Genomic DNA, 18330 nt, shown 5'->3' on the forward strand with positions numbered 1-18330 from the left:
CCTCCCCTCGATATCCCAGTTGCTTATGGTCGCGAGCGGCCTAGGGGCGCTCGAGTTGGCAGGCTCAGAACCACATGCGGATGCCGGCAACGATGCTGCGTGATGTGGCCTTATCGCCCTCTGCGCGGACGTAGCGGGCGGTGTCACCGAACCGACGATCCAACGACACGCCGATATAGGGCGCGAACTCGCGCCGAATCTCATATCGGAGCCTCAATCCCAGCTCGGCATTGGACAAGCCCGATCCGATCCGGTTTTCAGGCACATCCTGAGCCGCGAAATTAAGCTCGGCGCGCGGCTGCAAGATCAGTCGCTGGGTGACGCGCTGGTCGTAGTATCCCTCGAGCCGACCAAGCACATCGCCCTTGTTGGACAAAAACAGCGCGCCCTCCAACTCGAAGAAACCTGGCGCCAGCCCCTCGAACCCCACGGTCGCATAAGTGCGCTTCGGGGAAGGCCCCAAGTCCTGGCGCACGCCCGCCTGTAGATTGAAATACGGGCCGATTGCCCGGCTATATAGCGCCTGCACCTCGGCACTCTCGATGCCCTTGCGAAACGCTCCCTCGCCCTCGCTTTTGACGAACAGGCGGTTGATGTCTCCGCCGAACCACGCTTCGCCATCCCAGCGATAGCCGTCGCGACCGTTGCGGAATTGATACTCGGCCAGATTCAACAGCACTTGGCTAAAGTTCTGACCGCCATGCTGCCGAAGATGATGGCGGCCCATTGCCATCGTCTCAGCGCCGTAAACGTCGTCGGCCGCATGGTCGGTCGGGATAGGCGGGGGCGGTCCGTTCCCGGCGGGAAGCGCGGTGCCAGTCTGCTGCACCCCTTCCATCGCCATGCCTGGCATGCCGGCCATGCCGGGCATCCCCTGCATGTCGTGGCCGCTGCTCTGGTCGGCCGGCATATTCATGCCCGGCATTGCCGAGTGATCCATGCCCTGCATCGGCTGCTGAGCGCCCTGGGCGGGCGTCTGGCCGCTTTTGGGCATCTGCATCCCCGGCATCGACTGCATGTCCTGCTGGGAGCCCTGCGGGGCGTTCTGGTCCATCCCGGGCAGGGTCGAATGATCCATGCCCGGCATGGTCCCGTGATCCATACCCTTCATACCGGCCATTGGCGCGGCGCGGCGCTTCGCCGTCGGGGCGGCTTTCCCCCTCGGGGTTGCGGTGCGCGTGATAGCCTTCGCCTTTGTGGCGGGCTTCTCCTTCGCTGCGGGTTTGGTCGCGAGCTTCTTCTTGGCGGGCATCGGCATCGTCATGCCCGGCATGTTCATGCCCTGCATCGACTGAGCGGCGACGGGGGCGGTCATGCCGAGCATGGTGGTGGCGGCAAGCGCCGGGATCAGCCGGTTCATGCCGCTACTCCCTCAAGCGGCCGGACGGTGACGACACGCATCATGCCCGCGGTCATGTGATAGAGGTTGTGGCAGTGAAACGCCCAGTCGCCCGGGGCATCAGCCGTCAAATCGAAGGCCATCTTGCCTCCGGGCGGCACGTTCACCGTGTGCTTGCGCGGGGCGTGGTCGCCGTGGCCCGTCACCAGCTCGAAGAAGTGACCGTGGAGATGGATCGGGTGCGGCATCATCGTATCGTTGATCAGCGTAATCCGCACCCGCTCGCCATTGCGAAACGGGATGGGATCGGCCGGGTCGCTGAGCTTCTGACCGTCGAAGCCCCACATATAGCGTTCCATGTTGCCCGTCAGGTGAATTTCAAACTGGCGCGATGGCGCGCGCACGTCCGGGTTGGGCGCGAGCGCCACAAGGTCGCGATAGGTGAGGACACGGTGGTCGAGGTCTTCCAGGCCCTGCGGCGGCTCGCCGCTGCGATCTGTAGGGCTCGGGGAAATGGTCTGCACGCCCGGCCCCATCTTGACGCCCGGCGCATTCTTCGGGTCGCGCATGCTCATGTTCATGCTGCCACCCGAGCCGTGATCCATCCCGGCCATGCCGCCAGCCTGGCTCGAGCTGCCCTGCATGGCGCTATGATCCATTCCAGGCATAGGAGCGCCGCTGCTCATCTGGCCCTGATCCATGCCGGCCATGCCGGCACCCCCTGCGGCCATCTGGCTATGGTCCATCCCCGGCATGGCAGCGCCGCCCATCTTGCTATGGTCCATGCCGGCCATGCCCGCCATCGCGCCGCCTACCGCCACCGTCCCGTGATCGGTGGGCTCTTTCCAGCCGGTCAACTTCCAGAGATTGCGCGAGGCATTCTGCATCAAAGTGGGGTCGGCCCCGCGCTTCACGACCGGGCTCTCGTCCGACATGCCGGACATGCCCTGCATCCCGCCCATGCTCCCCATGTCCATGCCCATATCGGTCATGGTCAGCAGCGTACGCGGGCGGAGCGGGGGCACGGGCGCGATCATGCCTTCGCGCGGAGCGAGCGTTGCCCGGCCCATACCCGAACGGTCGATCGCCTCGGAAACGAAGCTGTAAGCCCGGTCCTCAGGCGTCACGATCACGTCGAACGTCTCGGCGACGCCGATCTGGAACTCGTCCACCTGAACGGGACGGACATTCTGACCGTCGGCCTGGACGACGGTCATCGGCAGGTCGGGGATGCGAACATTGAAATTGGTCTGCGCCGCGGCGTTAATGATCCGCAGGCGAACGCGCTCGCCTGCCTTGAACAGCCCCGTCCAATTGTCATACGGCCCATAGCCGTTGACCAGGAAGGTGTAGGTCGATCCGGTAACATCGGCGATGTCGGCGGGGTCCATCCGCATCTTGCCCCAATCGATACGGTCCTTCAGGGGCATTTCCCGACCGGCGAGCAAGCCTGCGAGGGTCGGACGCTGGTAGTTGAAATAGGCACCGCCCATCTGCTTCAGTTTGCGGAAAATCTGGTCGCCCGTCATCTGGCTATGGTCGGACAGCACGATCACATGCTCGCGGTCGTAAGCGATCGGATCTGTGCCGGCCGGATCGATCACGATAGGACCGTAAAGCCCGCCTTGCTCCTGCGCGCCCGAGTGGCTGTGATACCAATAAGTGCCCGCCTGGATGATCGGGAACTCGTACACAAAGGTCGAACGTGCCTTGATGCCGGGGAAGCTGATGCCGGGCACGCCGTCCATGGGGAAGGGGACTAGCAGTCCATGCCAGTGGATCGAGCTGTCGACGTCAAGGTTGTTGGTGACGGAGAGACGGACCTTCTGCCCCTCTTTCAAACGAATGAGGGGTGCCGGCACAGTGCCATTAACGCCGATCGCGGGCGTCGACTTGCCATCGACGGGAAGTGCAAAGCTGTCGATCGTCAGCGCGATCTCAGCGCCTGACACGACCGGCAACGGCTTGACGATCCCGCCCGACACAGGCTGCGCCCATGCAGGCATATAGGCAGTAAGCGCCACGCCGCCGCCCGCCAGGGCAGCCCCGCGTAGCATCTGGCGGCGATCGAATATGCGGCTCATACGGTCCTCAAGGCTCTCGAACGGGAGTGTCCCTCTAGCCTTGATACGCGGCAGGGCGCGCTCCCCCTCATCGCTTTGGTCGAAGGCGATAGCATGCGCTACCGCCCTCCTGGTTATTGCTTAGCGGACGAGTCTTGGCGGCTTAGTAGCCATAGCGGTTGGAATAATCCCGGTCGTGGTCATCGCCATGCTCGTCCCGGAGATCGCGATGCTCGTCGCGGTGCTGGTGGCGAAGGTCACGATGAACCTGGCGGTGCTCCCGACGCGTCAGCCCATAGGCGTGTGCCTCGGAGTGCTCATAGCCGAGGGCATCGTGATCGTCGTGATGCTCGTCGCGCAATTGCTGATGTTGCGCGGCGTGTTGCCAGTCGCGTTGATACCGCCGATCCTGATCGTGGGCCATCGCAGGAACGCCAATGCCAAGCGTCAGTCCCAGTCCAAGCGCAGCCTTACTGAATACATCCATGACACCTCTCCTCACAGTGGAGAGTTCTGGCCATGCGCTGTTGAACCGCTACTGAAGTCGCTCGTAACCAATTGTTCAGGCTAGGGTAGAGCGGCCGCTGACCCCAAGCCTGTCTGCCAAGGTGCGCCGCGCCCGATAAAGGCGGGTTTCTACCGCCTTTTCGCTGATCCCTAACGCATCGGCCGTCTCGGCTTGGCTCAATCCCTCAATGGTGCGCAGCACCAAGGATTCTTTTAAGGCGGTCGGCAAGCCCGAAATCGCGCGTGTCACGCGGTCGAGTTCCTGCCGGTCGCCCGTTGCGTCGTCGATCGCGACTTGATCGTCTGCAATCGCTTCAGCTTCGGGACCGATCGGCGCGGCGAATGCCAGGAAGCGCCGGACAGTGCGCTTTCGTCCCCAATCCCGGCATTTGTTGATCGCAATCGTCGATAGCCACGCACGCATGGATCGTTCGCCGTCGTAGCGGGGCAGGGCCTGATGCGCCGCGACGAATGTCTCCTGCAACAGGTCCAGCGCCTCATCAGCCTCTCCGACGCACGCGCGCACCATGCGAAAAATGGACTGCCTATGCCGGCGCATGATCTCGGCGAAAGCGGCTTCGCGCCCGGCGATGCTGAGTGTCGCCAGCTCGCCGTCCGTGAGCGTGGTCCAGTCGAGGCTCACGCGCCGAACCTCAACGTGCGTCGTCGGTGAGCGCCTTCACCACGGCCTGATCGAACTGGCCAGTTTGATTGGGCCGCAAGATCTGCCGCATGGAAAAGATGTGCGCCAGCGTCGCTTTCTGTAGCTCGCCCATGACAGCGTGGCTCTGGTCGACCGCTGCGGCGACCCGCGGCCCATTGCCGTGCTCGGCCTCGATCGCTTCGGCGAGCCGGGCGTTGTCGGCCCGCAATTCCAGCTCGAACGCGCGCCGCTGCACCGCGAACCGCTGCTCCAACACCGCAAGGCGTGCTTCCTGGCTGGCGTCCAGCGCCAGCTTGTGATGCAGCACATCGTGAAGCTCTGCCCCCGGCTGCGCGCGCAATGGGAGAAGCGCCCGCCCGACGAACACGCCGATGATCGCCGCGACGAAACACGCGAGAACGCTAAGCAGCAGGCGGGTGCGCCCGCTCATGGCGCCCCCAGAAGCAAGGTCGAGGGAGCGAGCGGCGACACCGGCCCCAAGGGGGATAGGGACGCCGCGCTGGCCTGCCCAGCTGGTAGGCCAGCGCCAACCATTCCCATAACGAGAGCCGCGGCGATCGTCATGGCGCCGACGCCCATACCGACCCGCACGGCAGGTCGCGCCGCGATGCGCGCAAGCACCCGGGCTTCGATTCTGTCGAGGCTCGCCGGCACGGGTGCCTGCGCCAGCCTCATCAACACTGCGTCGAGGTCGTCCATATCGTTCACTCCACCCCTCTAGCATGGATTACGCAAGCGAAGCTCCTACCCCTCACTTCGGTCGTGTGAGGGGTAGCCGATTGCAGCGCGTAATGAAGGACAGGAACCCTCCTGTCGAAAGGCACCTTTATGCGCCGCGTATCTGTTCTGACTGCCGCTGCCGCTCTCGTCATGTTCGCCGGTGCGGCGAACGCGCATCCCAAGCTCGTGTCCGCAACGCCCGCGGCCAACGCGACAGTCGCGAAGCCCGCGCGTATTCAGCTTCGCTTTAGCGAGAAGCTGATGCCGGCCTTCTCCAAGGCCGATTTGGTTATGGCGGCGATGCCCGGGATGCCGGAGATGAAGATCGCCAGCACCGCGGCGCTCGCGTCTGATGGGCAGACGCTCGTCGTCACGCCCAAGGCACCGCTCCACGCCGGCCGCTACAATGTCGCGTGGCACGTCGTCTCAACCGACACCCACAAGGTGGCCGGCAACTATGCCTTCGCGGTGAAGTGAGCCGATGGACGACTGGTCGCTGATCGGCGTCCGCTTCGCGCTCTACCTGACGCTGGCGGCGCTCTTCGGCCTTACCGCATTTAGCCTCTATGGGCTTCGTGAACGCGAGCGCGTTGCCGCGTTCGCGTTGCGTCCCTGGTTGATCGCCAGTGCCGCTCTTAGCCTGCTGTTCTCGGCCGCGTGGGTAGTGCTGATGGCTTCCTCGATGGCGGGAACGCCAGCTTGGCCGATCGACCGTGACGCGGTCGGCGCGCTCCTTACGGGCTCCTCCATTGGGCTGGCTTGGAAGGTCCGCATGGTCGCGATCGTCGCTGCCGCAGTCGCAGCAATGTTGGCGGCCGGTCGCAGCTTCTGGTTGTTGGGCGCCGCGCTATGCTCTGCCATCGCTTTGGGGACACTGGCCTGGACAGGGCACGGCGCGATGGACGAAAGCGCAATCGGCTGGGTCCACCTCGCTGCCGACATTCTCCACCTGATCGCCTCGGGCGCTTGGGTCGGCGCACTGCTCGGGCTGCTCCTGCTCGTCTCCCGCCCTGCCACACGCGTTGATGCGGCGCATCTCGGACTGACACACCGAGCGCTGCATGGGTTCGGCACGGTCGGCACGATCGTGGTGGCGACAATCGTCGTCTCCGGCCTGGTTAACGGTTGGATGCTTGTTGGAATTGGCAATATCGCAAGCCTCGGCGCGACGCTCTATGGTCAGCTCCTGCTTGCGAAGCTGGCGCTGTTTGCGGCTATGCTGGGGCTGGCCTCGCTCAATCGGTTTCGGCTGACGCCGGCATTCGAGCGGTCGATCGTCGCCTCGGATCATGGCAGCGCGCTCGGCACGTTGCGGGCCAGCCTCGCGATTGAGACAGCCTGTGTCGTAGCGGTTCTCGGGCTTGTCGCTTGGCTCGGGACGCTTGCACCCCCTGCATCGACGATGTGATGCGACGCCGGGGAGCCCTCGCGTGCCCCGGCCCACCAGGTGGATTCACCTGATGGATCAATCCATCCTCCTCGATGAAACGGGCAGGATGCTGGTGGTGGCCGGCCTGATCTGCGTGGTGCTGCTCGTGCCGATGATGATCGTCGGCCTGGTAATCAGCATCATTCAAGCCGCAACCTCGATCAGCGAACAGTCGCTGAGCTTCGTCCCCAAGCTGATCGCATTGGGCATGTGCCTGGTGGTATTCGGAAGCGCCGTGGTTGAGCTGCTGACGAAGTTCACGGCGGAGCTTTTCGACGTGATCGCGCGGATGGGGCGTTAGTCCTGCGCGGAAGTGCGCGGACGGCCGAACCGCCCGCGCGAGCGCCGCTTAGGCCGCCATCTTGTCGCAAGCCTCGGCACAGTTGCGGCACGCTGCCGCGCAATCTTCCATCCCCTCGAGCTGCTCGCAGCTCGCAGCGCACGCCCGGCAGATCTCAGCGCATTCGCGGCAGATGTGCTGATGGTGAGCGGACTTGCGCGCCATGAAGTCGATTGCGACCGCGCAAATCTGCGCGCAATCGGCCATGATCTTGATGTGCGCGGGCGCGGCGTGCTCGCCGCCCATCTCGAGGCAATGGTTCATCGCCATGTGAAGGCAGGTGATATGACATTCGTGGCAGGCGTCCATGCACGCCTTCATGTCGGGGTCGATCTGGTGCATCTTACTTTCTCCGTCTCAGCCCCGCCCACCCTAGATACGCGGCTCGCGCGATCACCCCTCGCCGGGATCGCCATCGTCGGACTTGGCTACAGGGCCCATCGGCCGAACAGCGTTGCAACGATGACCCCCGCCCCGAGCATGACGAGGGTCAGCACGGTCATCGCGGCAATCTGCGGCCCGGTCACACGCGCGCCCGTTGCCATGCCGCTCATCCCCGCCATCATGTCGTGCCCCATGTCCGGCATCGGTGTCGCCGATTGCCGGTCCGCGCCGACCTCGTGCCCGCCATGTCCAAGCGCGCGAACCGTGCCCATGCCGTGCTTCAGGCGGACGCCGACAAGCCAAAGGTTGATCGGATAGGCGACGGCGAAGCCGACGAGCGTCGCCAGCGACATGACGCCCCAAAAGCGCAGTGAACTGGCGTGCATCGCGGCCATGTCCCGGCTCATCAACACCACCATCGTCGGAATCATGCCGGCCATGACGGCATTCATCGAAAGCCACTCGGGAATAAACGACATGCGAAGCGCGCCCCAATAGGAGCCGCCCGCCATGTCGCGCATGAACAGCGCCTGGAAAATCAGCAGCCCGAAGGCGAAGCCGAACGCATATTCGGCGATTACGTCCTGCCACATCGGCAGGCCGAGCGCCGTGGTGATCGCGGCCGCGGCGATGACGCCGGTCGCATCACCCGCCATGCAATGAATGGCCGAGCCCAACGCCTGCTTCCACAATGGTCGAACGAAGTCCTCGTGCCGCTCGTTCGCTGGCTCCTGGCAGGATAGCACATAGGCTGCGGCCATGATCGGGCCGCCATAGAGCGTGACCAGCAGCCACCCCCATTTCATCACCCGCAGCTCGGGGTTGCGGGTGAAGGCATCCCACGCGACGTGGGCGACCGAAAGTGCGGTCAGCACAAACCACCCGATCAGCACGACATCGAGCCAGGGGGCCGGGGATGGCATCGTCACGGCAGCTCTCCTCTACTGCTAGAGGATACGCGGCTCCCGGCCCTAACCCTTGGCTGCGTGCCTCACGCGAGCTTGCTGGACACGGCCTTAATCGCTTTCAGCCCCGATCCGAACCGGGCGATGGCCTCACGGTTCTTCTCCAGCTCGCCGTAGGGGAGATAGGATATATCGAGGTCGGCGACGCGACTGAACGCGGGCCGCTGCAACTGCGCGCGAACGTCAGCTTCGCGTGCGTCGGGCGCGACCAAGAACAGCCCTGCGGTCGCGTGAAGGTCGCTGCCGCTCAAAGCCAGGTCGAGCATCCTGACGATCCCCGAATAGATCGACGTGGAATGCTCCACCTCGAACGCCGCAGCGACGTGATCGCCGCCCTTCTCAAGCCAAAGCACGTCGATCAGGCGGATAGAGTCTGCCCCTCTCGACGTCGCGATGGTGTCGGGCAATCGCTCAAGGCATCCGTGTCCCAAAGGAGCGCTGTTGAAAGGACGGCTGCGGTCGTTGGCGGCAATCCAAACGTCGTAACCGAGCGCCAATCCAAGATCGCGAAGCCAGGCCTGGATTTCAGTATGAGTACGCTCGTTCTCGCCTTCGCGCTGGGCCGCCTTGCTGAGAGTGCGCGCTTCCTCGCGCGCCGCTTCGAGCCGCGCGCTCCAGTCGCCGATTGCAGCACCATCAAGGGGAGGCGCAGGATAGCGCTTCGATCCTACGTCGAACAGCAAGCCGCCTATTGCACCTAGGTCGTTCGACAAGAGATCGCGGTGCCGGTCGTTCAGGTCGAGAATGCCTGTGCGCATCGCAAGGAAGTGCTCCCAGCTTCCCAGCTTCACATTCGCGCCGGTGAGCGCATTGTAGCCATTCACGATCGCGGTATTGAACGGCGGCACAAGCGTGGGATGAAGGAAGTAGAGGAGGTTCGCGACCGCTGGCCCGAGCCCCTTGATCTTCAAGCGGTCGATCGTGTGGATATGGCCAATGATTTCCTCAGCCGTGTCGCAACACGAACAGGCGTCGAGCAAGCGACCGAACGCGCGCTGGTTCTCCGGACTCTCGTAAATGTCGGGGATGCGGAGCTTCGGTTTCCAGAGGAAGGCGTGGTCGGCGCCTTTGAAAATTTGCCGCTGTTCGGCGACGGAATGAACGACGGTCTCGAGCGACGATCCACGGTAGGCGACACCGAACGTGCCGCGCTCGATCTCCGCTACCACTTGGCCGATGCCGCGCCGGATCGAGCGAAAGTTTTTCAGGCGCTCATCCCAAAGAAACCAGCTCCGATAGGTCGCGCTTGGGTCATCCCGCCATCGTGCAATGAGACGTCGCACGAGGCCGTCGTGATCGTCGCCAATGGTCTGCAAGCCGAGTTCTGCCGCCATTATTCCCCCGTGCGCTTCCCGCTGCGCTGTCAACCGCGGTTCTAGTTCGACGGGTAGATATCGTTTTACGCGGGAAGGGCAAAGCTGATCCGGGCGGTCACACCCCGGCGCTCCGCTCCTACAGCCCACTCGCGATAGACGCGGCAATCGCCGCGATCAGCCGACCATCGGTTAGGGTATCGACTGCATCGTCATGATCTTCCCTTTGCGGCTAGCCAATCAGCGGCTTTTGGCGAGGATCTGACGACATTTACCATGGGTTAAGTTCATGGAACTTCTGCCCATTCCCTTTTGCTCGCTGTGATCATGACGATCATCGGTTCCCATCCCACTTTCCATCTTTTCGTAGCTCGCACGTTGTTCTGCGGTCGAAGTCGTGGCGCAGGCACCGAGCAACACAAACGGCAGAGTGCCGGCGAGAAAAAGACGTTTCATAGCGGGTTCCTCAAGGATCGCTCTGGGAGATTCACGCTCTGATACGATCTCACGAAGAGGCTAAAAAGACTCGGGATTTACATACCGCAGTGATCCCGAATTGCAGAGCTTGCCCAAACCACTGCGTTAGCTTGAACACGTGGCGACGGGCTGGTTGCTGCCCAAGGGCGCGGGCATGAATTTCCGGTCTGCGTAGTTTCCGACCCTTCATCGTGTTCGGTCGCCGGTCCAGAACACCGGGAATCTTGCAAGGCGATCCCGCACATCCAAGGAATTCTTTATGACCGCACGCCGCTTTTTGATTGCAGCCGCATTTCTCGCCGCGCCCCTCATGGGCACAGTGCAGCCGGCCATCGCCGCGCCCGGCATCGGCCATACCTTTTTCATGCGCGGAAGCGTGGTGGATGTCTCGGGCAAGAATCTTGTCGTGTGCATCGGATGGGCAGACGGCGCCGAGGCCGGTCAGGTTCTCAAGGTCTATCGTAATGTGTCGCGGCCTGGCCCGCGTAGCGGCGCGAGCTTTACGCGTACCGAAATCGGCACAGTGCGCATCGATTCTACTCTGAACGACCATTTTGCGACTGCATCCCCGCTCACTGGCAGCGTGAAACTGCATGATATCGTCGAACTCGAGCGACCCGTTCGTTAAAGGCATCGTGCCCTAAAATCAGGCATTAGCCGGTGTCATCGAGAGCGGGCTGATCCCCGTTCTCGATACAGCGACCGTTGAGGGAAACAGGTCGCGGACGCGTAACACTAGTGAGAAGGGGCGGGGGTTGACCTTGACACGATGTCAGACCCTACATGCCTTCGGGTCGAAGGAGTTACGCCATGAACGATCCTCATTCTCATTCCCACGCCGGGGGTTGCGGCTGCTCAGCGAAGCAAGCAGCCGAACCGGCTGCTGCGCCCTCGTCATGCTGCTCGGGGGCGTCGACCGCGCCAGTGGCAGCCGAACAACCGGGCAAAACGGGTGGCTGCTGCTCGGCAAATAAGGTGCCCGACGACGCGGCGAGGGTGACGGACCCGGTGTGCGGCATGACGGCCGATCCGGCGACGACGGCGCACCATGCCGAGCACGCCGGCCATGAATATCATTTTTGCAGCGCCGGGTGCCGGACCAAGTTCGTGGCTAACCCAAACGCCTATCTCGGCGATCAGGCAAAGCCTGAGCCGATAGCGACGCCGGGGGCGGTGTGGACGTGCCCAATGCACCCGCAAGTGCGCCAGGAAGGGCCGGGGACGTGCCCGATTTGCGGCATGGCTCTCGAACCGGAAGAACCGTCTCTCGACGACGGCCCCAATCCCGAGCTGGTTGATTTCACGCGCAGGCTATGGGTCGCGGGCGCTCTTACGATCCCGCTGCTGATCGTCTCCATGTTCGCCGAAATGACGGGCTTGCATGTGGTCAGTCCTGCGGCCTCGCCGTGGGTCCAACTCGCACTAACCACGCCGATCGTGCTGTGGGCGGGCTGGCCGTTTTTCGAGCGAGGGTGGACCTCGATCCGCACCTGGCATCTTAATATGTTCACGCTGATCGCGATCGGGGTCGGCGCGGCGTTCCTCTACAGCGTGGTCGCGACACTCGCGCCCGGCATCTTCCCTGCGACGTTCCGGATGCACGGGGGCATGGTCCCCGTCTATTACGAGGCTGCCGGCGTCGTGGTGACGCTGGTGCTGCTCGGGCAGGTGCTCGAATTGCGCGCCAGGGCAGCAACCGGGCGCGCGATCCGCGCGCTCATGGATCTCGCTCCCAAAACAGCGCGACGGTTGAGGTCTGACGGCTCGGAGGAAGAAGTCGGTCTCGCCGACGTGGCGACCGGCGACCGGCTGCGGGTCCGCCCGGGCGAGGCGATCCCGGTCGACGGCGTGGTGGTCGATGGTCGCTCTTCGGTCGACGAATCCATGCTCACCGGCGAACCCGCCCCTGTACTCAAGGAGGTCGAGGCGGCCGTCACTGGGGGCACGATCAACGGGACGGGCAGCCTGGTCATGGAAGCTCGCGCGGTTGGTTCGGATACGATGCTCGCGCGCATCGTCCGCATGGTCGCTGAAGCGCAGCGGAGCCGCGCCCCGATCCAGGCGATTGCCGATCGCGTGTCAGGATGGTTCGTGCCGCTTGTCGTGCTGATCTCGATTGCAACCTTCATCACGTGGTCGCTGCTCGGCCCTGAGCCGCGTATGGGCCATGCCATCCTCAATGCCATTGCGGTGCTGGTTATTGCCTGCCCATGTGCGCTCGGGCTCGCCACGCCGATGTCGATCATGGTCGGCACCGGACGAGGCGCGACAGCCGGTGTGCTGGTCAAGAACGCGGAAGCTTTACAGGGGCTGGAGAAGGTCGATACGCTGGTCATCGACAAGACGGGCACCCTTACGGAAGGCAAGCCCAAGCTGATCGCTGTCGAGACGATCGGAGCGGTCGACGAAAATGATATGCTCGCGCTCGCCGCGGCCGTCGAAGGTCAATCCGAACATCCGCTCGCCCATGCAATCGTCGTTGCCGCCAAAGAACGCGGGCTCCAGCTCGGCACGGTCGAGGATTTCACCTCACAAACTGGCCTGGGAGTCAGCGCTACGGTGAACGGCCGTTCGGTCGTGATCGGCAACGCGGCGCAAATCAGTCGGATCGGCGCTGATCCCATGCCGCTCGACGCCGCGGCCGATCGTCATCGTGGCGAAGGCGCAGGCGTCATCCTGGTCGCTATCGACGGAGCACTCGCGGGGCTGCTCGCGGTCGCCGATCCCGTGCGGCCATCGGCGCGCGACGCCATCGCCGCGCTCCGCAAGGAGGGCCTGCGCGTCGTCATGCTCACGGGCGACAATCGTGGAACGGCCGATGCGGTCGCTCGTGCCGTGGGCGGACTCGACGAGGTGCGGTCCGATCTGCTGCCGGAAGACAAGGCCCGTATCATCGGGGAGCTGAAAGCGTCCGGTGCCAAGGTCGCGATGGCCGGCGACGGCATCAACGATGCCCCCGCACTGGCGGCGGCGGACGTCGGCCTTGCGATGGGCACGGGAACAGACGTGGCGATCGAAAGCGCGGGCATGACGCTCACGCGGGGCGATCTGTCGGCGATCGTGCGGGCGCGCAAGCTCGCCCAGGCAACGATGCGCAACATCCGCCAGAATCTGTTCTTCTCGTTCTTGTTCAACGGCATCGGCGTGCCGGTTGCGGCCGGGGTGCTCTACCCGGTCGCCGGCATTCTGCTCTCGCCGATGCTGGCCGGGGCGGCGATGGCGCTCTCGTCCTTCACCGTCGTTCTGAACGCTTTACGCCTAAACGCGGTGAAGCTGTGAACATTGGAACGGCGTCGGACGCCAGCGGCGTCTCCCAACGCATGATCCGACACTATGAGAAGATCGGCCTCGTGCCTTCGCCGCGACGGCGCGGGAGCTACCGGGATTATTCCGATGCCGATCTTCACCGGCTGCGGTTCATCGCCAATGCGCGTGATCTGGGATTTCCGATTGAGGAAATCCGCACACTGCTCGGCCTCTGGTCGGATCGCAGCCGATCTAGCAGCGAAGTAAAGATGCTTGCCCAGGCGCGCGCTGATGAACTCGGGCGTAAAGCGGCTACGCTCGAAGATATGCGATCGACGCTGCTAGACTTGGTGAACCGCTGTCACGGAGATGATCGACCGGACTGCCCGATTCTTCGCCGCATGGAAGCATAAGGCCGCGCCTGCCAAGCGACAGCTTGCCCCTAAGCCGCCTGCTTCGACATCAGCCTGCTAATAATGCCGCAATCGTCGGTGAGAGGGCCGACGCAGCATTCCAGTCGTTTTGCCAGTTCGCCTCTTAGCCCTTGCAAGGCAACCAGCTTGCGGTCGATTTCGGCGAGGTGTTCGAGCACGATGACGTCGACATCCGCGCAGGAGCCGCGCGGATCGTCAGTCAGCCGGAGTAGATCACGAACTTGTAGGAGCGTAAATCCCAAGTCGCGCGACTGCTTGATAAATGACAAACGACCAACGTGCGCCCGCTCATAACTTCGATAGTTCCCTCTGGTGCGTCGGGCTTCGTCAATCAGACCCTCCGCTTCATAAAACCGGATCGTGTCGACCTTGAGCCCGGTGAGTTTGCGACCTCGCCGATCTTCATTCGCTTCTCCGCTTGACCCTCGAGTAGGTCGAGCGTCCATATAGAGCGGCCGACCCGGCATTGCGAGGCGAGACATGGCGGACGATTGCTGTTCCAGAAAAGGCGATACCATCGCCGAGCTCGGCCAAAAGCCCGAGCAGCGCCGCGTGCTGATCATCGTCATGGCCATCAACTTTGCGATGTTCGTGGCCGAATTCGGCGGCGGTCTGGTGGCGCGTTCGTCAGCGCTGATGGCGGACTCGGTAGACATGTTTGGCGATGCGGTGGTTTATGCACTCAGCCTTTACGCGCTCAACCGCGGTCCTCGGTGGGAAGCCGGGGCAGCAATTGCCAAAGGCGGGATCATCCTCGTGTTCGGGATCGCAGTGATTGTCGGCATCGTCCAGAAGATTCTGAATGGCATCCCTCCGTCGTCGACGCTGATGCTGGGGTTCGGCAGCGTCGCTCTTGCCGCGAACCTCACGTGCCTCGTTCTGCTATGGCGCTTTCGAGGCGACAACGTGAATATGTCGAGCACGTTCGAATGCTCGCGCAACGATGTCGCTTCTAACGTCGGGGTGCTAATCGCTGCGGTTCTAGTCGGTTCGACAGGCTCGGCATGGCCCGACTTCGCTGTCGGCGGGCTCATCGCCGTTATATTTCTGCGTTCAGCTTGGCGAGTGCTTGCCGAGGCTATCCCCGCCTGGCGTGCAGCCAAGCGCGTCGATCTCGAGGTGCTGCGGTGATTCGACTTTCAAGGAGGGGTAGAAGGCAGTTCGCCAGCAGCGGTTCGGCTCCTGCTGTATGAGGACCGACGACGAAACTTGCGACGCGCAATGCGACTCGCTCGTAGTTGGCGGGGGACCTGCGGGGCTCACCGCAGCCATCTATCTGGCGCGCTATCATCGACGCGTGATCGTCGTCGACGAGGGGCACAGCCGTGCCAAGTGGATCCCCTTGTCGCATAATCATGCTGGTTTTCCCGACGGCATCGGTGGTGAGGAACTCCTGAAGCGGATGCGGGAACAGGCACAACGATATGGCGTGCGGATCGTCGCTGGGCGCATAGATGCAGTCGAGAGGCGGGAAGATGGATTTCACGCTCATGGTGTAGGCATCGCGATCACCGCACGGGCACTGCTGCTCGCCACCGGAGTGGAGAACCGCCGGCCAGCGATGGACACAGTGACACACCGTGATGCAGTTAACCGCGGGCTGCTGCGCTATTGCCCGGTGTGCGACGGGTATGAAGCCACTGGCCAGGTGATCGGCGTTATCGGCGCCGATAGTCACGGCGTGGCCGAAGCCCTGTTCCTGCGAACCTATTCGGAGAACGTAACCTTGCTTGCTTACGAGGCCGTCGCATTGACGGACGACGATCGGGAGCGGCTGTCCGCGGCGCAAGTCGGAGTACGGGAGAGCCCGCTCGCTACGCTTACCTTTGCCAACTCGGTATCAGCGCATCTGCGCGACGGAACGGAATGCACCTTCGACACCATTTACCCGGCGCTTGGTTCCGACAGCCGCAACGCGCTGGCACGTCAGCTCGGCCTCGTCCTCAGTGATGGCAGCTGCATCCTTACGGACGCAAAGCAGCGGACGAGCCTTGAAGGCGTCTACGCCGCCGGCGATATCGTCGCGGCGCTCGATCAGATCAGTGTCGCCATTGGGCATGCTGCGATCGCCGCCACCACGCTTCACAACGACTTGCGCGAGAACGAAGGGGTCGGAACGCAACGTTAGGTCAATTAACATTCGAAAGGATCGCTTATGACTCGCTCTCTCGTCCTTGCCGGCCTGTTGGTCGCTATACCGGGAGCTGCGCTCGCCGCAGGTCCAATCCTGATACACCGCGATCCTGGCTGTGGGTGCTGTGAAAAGTGGGCGGGGCAGGCCGGGCAGGCCTTGCGGCGGCCGGTCAAGATGCTCGATGACGGAAATCGCGCCGCTTTTCGACGCGCGCGCGGAGTGCCTGCCGGCGTCAACTCCTGCCACACCGCCGTGGTCGACGGACTCGTCATCGAAGGACATGTGCCGCTCGCCGACGTCCGACGCGTGCTTGCCGAACGACCGAAAGGTGTCGCCGGATTGGCCGTCGCCGGAATGCCGCTGGGATCGCCAGGCATGGAGGTGCCGCAGCATCAAGTTGAGCGATTCAACGTCATCGCCTTCGGGCCGGGCGGCAACCGCGTGTTCGCACGGCATGGCGGTTAGCCTCTGGCGCGGCTGCGCATTTGATCGTTCGGCAGCAGGATCGACGGGCCTACCCTGAGGTCGCAAACAGGCAGGCGCATCGGAGTGTGAGGGCGGCATTTGTCCAAAAGGCAGGGGCTGACGACGTGATCCATGCTGTTCAAAAGCGGCTCGATGCCCTTCTCGTAGCAGGCTTTCTCGCGCCCACATCTTGTCGCCTGCGCATTGACGGGGTCGACAGCCCGCTCACGCGCTGACAGCGACCCTGAGCCTTCGGATCGCGCCGCTGCCGTGCTGATCGTTTCGTTGCTGCCGTTGAGCCGGCTCGCGAATGATACTTGTTTAACAACGCTTGAACGCGGAGCCGGAAATGCTTGATACTTACGACCTTCTGATAATCGGCGGTGGGACTGCGGGCTATCCAGCTGCGATTCGCGCGTCCCAGCTTGGCATGAGCGTCGCGTGCATCGAACGGCGCGAAACCCTGGGGGGAACTTGCCTCAACGTCGGCTGCATCCCATCAAAGGCGCTTCTGCATTCGACGGAACTCTATGCGGAGGTAGGTCACGGCCTCAATGAGCACGGCATCGAAGTCGGCGGCGTCGCGCTGAACCTACGCCAGATGCTCGCACGCAAGGATCAGGTAGTCGATGGCCTGACGAAAGGCGTGGAGTACCTTTTCAAGAAGAACAAGATCGAACGGGTCAGTGGAACCGCACGATTCGAGGCTGCGGATCGGCTGCGCATCGAGTTGAACGGAGGCGGCGAGCAAGTCCTGACCGCCAGGAAAGGAATTATCATCGCGACGGGCTCCGACGTGGCGACGCTGAAGAGCGTGGATATCGACGAGCAGCGTATTGTCTCCTCGACTGGAGCACTCTCGCTGACCGAGGTCCCGAAGCGCTTGGCGGTCATCGGCGGCGGCTATATCGGTCTTGAGCTCGGCTCCGTCTGGCGCCGGCTCGGGTCTGAGGTGACGGTCATCGAGTTCCTCGACCGCATCGTTCCTGCCATGGACCAGCAGATCGCCGCACAGTTTTACAAGATGCTTCAAAACCAGGGGATCGAGTTCCGGCTCGGCACGAAAGTAACATCAGCCGAGCGCACGATGGAGCAAGTGGAACTCTCGATAGAGCCGGCGAACGGTGGCCCTTCCGAAATCCTGAAGGCAGATGTCGTGCTCGTAGCAGTCGGCCGGAGGCCCTTCACCGAGCGACTGGCTCTGGACGGCGTAGGAGTCCTCGTCGACGAGAGGGGACGGATTCCCGTTGGGCTCGGCTTCACCACCAACGTGCCCGGGATCTACGCGATCGGCGATGTGATCCCCGGTCCCATGCTCGCGCACAAGACGACGCTCGACGGGGTCCGTTGCGTCGAGGGAATCGCCGGCCAATATCCCGGCGTCGATTATGATCTTGTCCCGGCCGTCATCTACACATCTCCCGAGGTGGCAAGCGTGGGCAAGACGGAGGAGGAGCTCAAGGCAACAGGGGTCGCATACAAGGTAGGCACCTTCCCCTTCACGGCCAACAGCCGCGCCCGCTGCAACGGCGACACGCGCGGGATGACCAAGCTGCTCGCGGATCCATCGACCGGGCGGCTCCTCGGCGCGCACGTCATTGGCCCCGACGCCGGCACCATGATCGCGGAGGCTGTGCTGGCAATGGAGTTCGGCGGCACCGCCGAGGATTTGGCACTTACCGTGCACGCTCACCCGACGTTGCCGGAGTCCATAAAGGAAGCGGCTCTGGTGCTGCGAGGGCAGGGCATGCACATTTGACGCGAGGGTTTGGAGGTATCGTGCGACCCTGGCGTCGTCCGTCAGCGTGATCGGGTAAGATCGGTCCGCAGGCGCAGGAACTGTCGCTTCG

At 63.3% G+C, this 18330-nt stretch carries 20 protein-coding genes; 11 read left to right on the forward strand and 9 right to left on the reverse strand.

The window, feature by feature from the left end:
* Window positions 1–64: 64 nt before the first annotated feature.
* A complete protein-coding gene (locus tag LPN01_RS04395) occupies window positions 65–1360 on the reverse strand; it encodes a copper resistance protein B (RefSeq protein ID WP_262827142.1) in 1296 nt (431 codons plus the stop codon).
* Window positions 1357–3423, reverse strand: coding sequence for a copper resistance system multicopper oxidase (locus tag LPN01_RS04400; RefSeq protein WP_262827143.1), 2067 nt, complete (start codon window positions 3421–3423; stop codon window positions 1357–1359). The genes LPN01_RS04395 and LPN01_RS04400 overlap by 4 nt, the downstream gene beginning before the upstream one ends.
* A 175-nt stretch (window positions 3424–3598) precedes the next feature.
* Here LPN01_RS04400 and LPN01_RS04405 point away from each other — a divergent pair, with 175 nt between their 5' ends.
* Window positions 3599–3973 carry a hypothetical protein gene (locus LPN01_RS04405; protein WP_262827144.1) on the forward strand — a complete coding sequence of 125 codons (375 nt, stop codon included), beginning with the start codon at window positions 3599–3601 and terminating at the stop codon, window positions 3971–3973.
* On the opposite strand, the gene LPN01_RS04410 is transcribed toward LPN01_RS04405, so the two are convergent.
* Together LPN01_RS04410 and LPN01_RS04415 are read right to left on the reverse strand one after the other, a co-directional pair.
* Entirely contained in the window at window positions 3965–4552 is a 588-nt protein-coding gene (locus LPN01_RS04410; RefSeq protein ID WP_262827145.1) for an RNA polymerase sigma factor, read from the reverse strand. The genes LPN01_RS04405 and LPN01_RS04410 overlap by 9 nt on opposite strands.
* Window positions 4553–4562: 10 nt before the next feature.
* Complete coding sequence (locus LPN01_RS04415; RefSeq protein ID WP_262827147.1) at window positions 4563–5003, reverse strand: periplasmic heavy metal sensor; 441 nt, start codon at window positions 5001–5003, stop codon at window positions 4563–4565.
* 398 nt (window positions 5004–5401) lie between these two features.
* On the opposite strand from LPN01_RS04415, the gene copC reads away from it, so the two are divergent.
* The 3 genes from copC to LPN01_RS04430 are packed head-to-tail and all read left to right on the forward strand — an operon-like array spanning window position 5402 to window position 7023.
* Window positions 5402–5770, forward strand: coding sequence for a copper homeostasis periplasmic binding protein CopC (gene copC, locus LPN01_RS04420; protein WP_262827148.1), 369 nt, complete (start codon window positions 5402–5404; stop codon window positions 5768–5770).
* A gap of 4 nt (window positions 5771–5774) precedes the next feature.
* Window positions 5775–6701: a copper homeostasis membrane protein CopD gene (gene copD / locus LPN01_RS04425; RefSeq protein WP_262827149.1), complete on the forward strand. Its 927-nt coding sequence runs from the start codon at window positions 5775–5777 to the stop codon at window positions 6699–6701.
* Window positions 6702–6753: 52 nt separating this feature from the next.
* Window positions 6754–7023 (forward strand): flagellar biosynthetic protein FliQ, encoded by a 270-nt coding sequence (locus LPN01_RS04430; protein ID WP_262827150.1) that lies wholly within the window; start codon window positions 6754–6756, stop codon window positions 7021–7023.
* Window positions 7024–7071: 48 nt separating this feature from the next.
* On the opposite strand, the gene LPN01_RS04435 is transcribed toward LPN01_RS04430, so the two are convergent.
* The 4 genes from LPN01_RS04435 to LPN01_RS04450 form a co-directional block, all read right to left on the reverse strand.
* Window positions 7072–7404, reverse strand: coding sequence for a four-helix bundle copper-binding protein (locus tag LPN01_RS04435; protein ID WP_262827151.1), 333 nt, complete (start codon window positions 7402–7404; stop codon window positions 7072–7074).
* An 86-nt stretch (window positions 7405–7490) separates the two neighbouring features.
* A complete protein-coding gene (locus LPN01_RS04440) occupies window positions 7491–8369 on the reverse strand; it encodes a DUF4396 domain-containing protein (protein WP_262827269.1) in 879 nt (292 codons plus the stop codon).
* A 68-nt stretch (window positions 8370–8437) separates the two neighbouring features.
* Window positions 8438–9745 (reverse strand): type II restriction endonuclease, encoded by a 1308-nt coding sequence (locus LPN01_RS04445; protein ID WP_262827152.1) that lies wholly within the window; start codon window positions 9743–9745, stop codon window positions 8438–8440.
* A 219-nt stretch (window positions 9746–9964) separates the two neighbouring features.
* Window positions 9965–10180: a hypothetical protein gene (locus LPN01_RS04450; RefSeq protein WP_262827153.1), complete on the reverse strand. Its 216-nt coding sequence runs from the start codon at window positions 10178–10180 to the stop codon at window positions 9965–9967.
* 280 nt (window positions 10181–10460) lie between these two features.
* On the opposite strand from LPN01_RS04450, the gene LPN01_RS04455 reads away from it, so the two are divergent.
* From LPN01_RS04455 to LPN01_RS04465, 3 genes are all read left to right on the forward strand, one after another.
* On the forward strand, window positions 10461–10829 hold the full coding sequence (locus LPN01_RS04455; protein ID WP_262827154.1) for a hypothetical protein: 369 nt from the start codon (window positions 10461–10463) through the stop codon (window positions 10827–10829).
* A gap of 389 nt (window positions 10830–11218) precedes the next feature.
* Window positions 11219–13480: a heavy metal translocating P-type ATPase gene (locus tag LPN01_RS04460; RefSeq protein WP_410482797.1), complete on the forward strand. Its 2262-nt coding sequence runs from the start codon at window positions 11219–11221 to the stop codon at window positions 13478–13480.
* Window positions 13477–13860 carry a MerR family transcriptional regulator gene (locus tag LPN01_RS04465; RefSeq protein ID WP_262827156.1) on the forward strand — a complete coding sequence of 128 codons (384 nt, stop codon included), beginning with the start codon at window positions 13477–13479 and terminating at the stop codon, window positions 13858–13860. Before LPN01_RS04460 ends, LPN01_RS04465 begins: the two co-directional genes overlap by 4 nt.
* 29 nt (window positions 13861–13889) lie before the next feature.
* Here LPN01_RS04465 and LPN01_RS04470 read toward each other — a convergent pair whose 3' ends face one another.
* A complete protein-coding gene (locus tag LPN01_RS04470) occupies window positions 13890–14450 on the reverse strand; it encodes a MerR family DNA-binding protein (protein WP_262827157.1) in 561 nt (186 codons plus the stop codon).
* Here LPN01_RS04470 and LPN01_RS04475 point away from each other — a divergent pair.
* The 4 genes from LPN01_RS04475 (at window position 14362) to lpdA (ending at window position 18239) form a co-directional block, all read left to right on the forward strand.
* Window positions 14362–15012 (forward strand): cation transporter, encoded by a 651-nt coding sequence (locus LPN01_RS04475; RefSeq protein WP_262827158.1) that lies wholly within the window; start codon window positions 14362–14364, stop codon window positions 15010–15012. The two genes, LPN01_RS04470 and LPN01_RS04475, sit on opposite strands and share 89 nt — an antisense overlap.
* Before the next feature lie 58 nt (window positions 15013–15070).
* Window positions 15071–16009 (forward strand): NAD(P)/FAD-dependent oxidoreductase, encoded by a 939-nt coding sequence (locus tag LPN01_RS04480; protein WP_262827159.1) that lies wholly within the window; start codon window positions 15071–15073, stop codon window positions 16007–16009.
* A 180-nt stretch (window positions 16010–16189) separates the two neighbouring features.
* Window positions 16190–16480, forward strand: coding sequence for a DUF411 domain-containing protein (locus LPN01_RS04485; RefSeq protein ID WP_316746845.1), 291 nt, complete (start codon window positions 16190–16192; stop codon window positions 16478–16480).
* 349 nt (window positions 16481–16829) lie between these two features.
* On the forward strand, window positions 16830–18239 hold the full coding sequence (gene lpdA / locus LPN01_RS04490; RefSeq protein ID WP_262827161.1) for a dihydrolipoyl dehydrogenase: 1410 nt from the start codon (window positions 16830–16832) through the stop codon (window positions 18237–18239).
* Window positions 18240–18330 lie beyond the last annotated feature (91 nt).

The sequence above is a fragment of the Sphingomonas sp. A2-49 genome (assembly GCF_025548555.1).
Lineage (GTDB): Bacteria > Pseudomonadota > Alphaproteobacteria > Sphingomonadales > Sphingomonadaceae > Sphingomonas.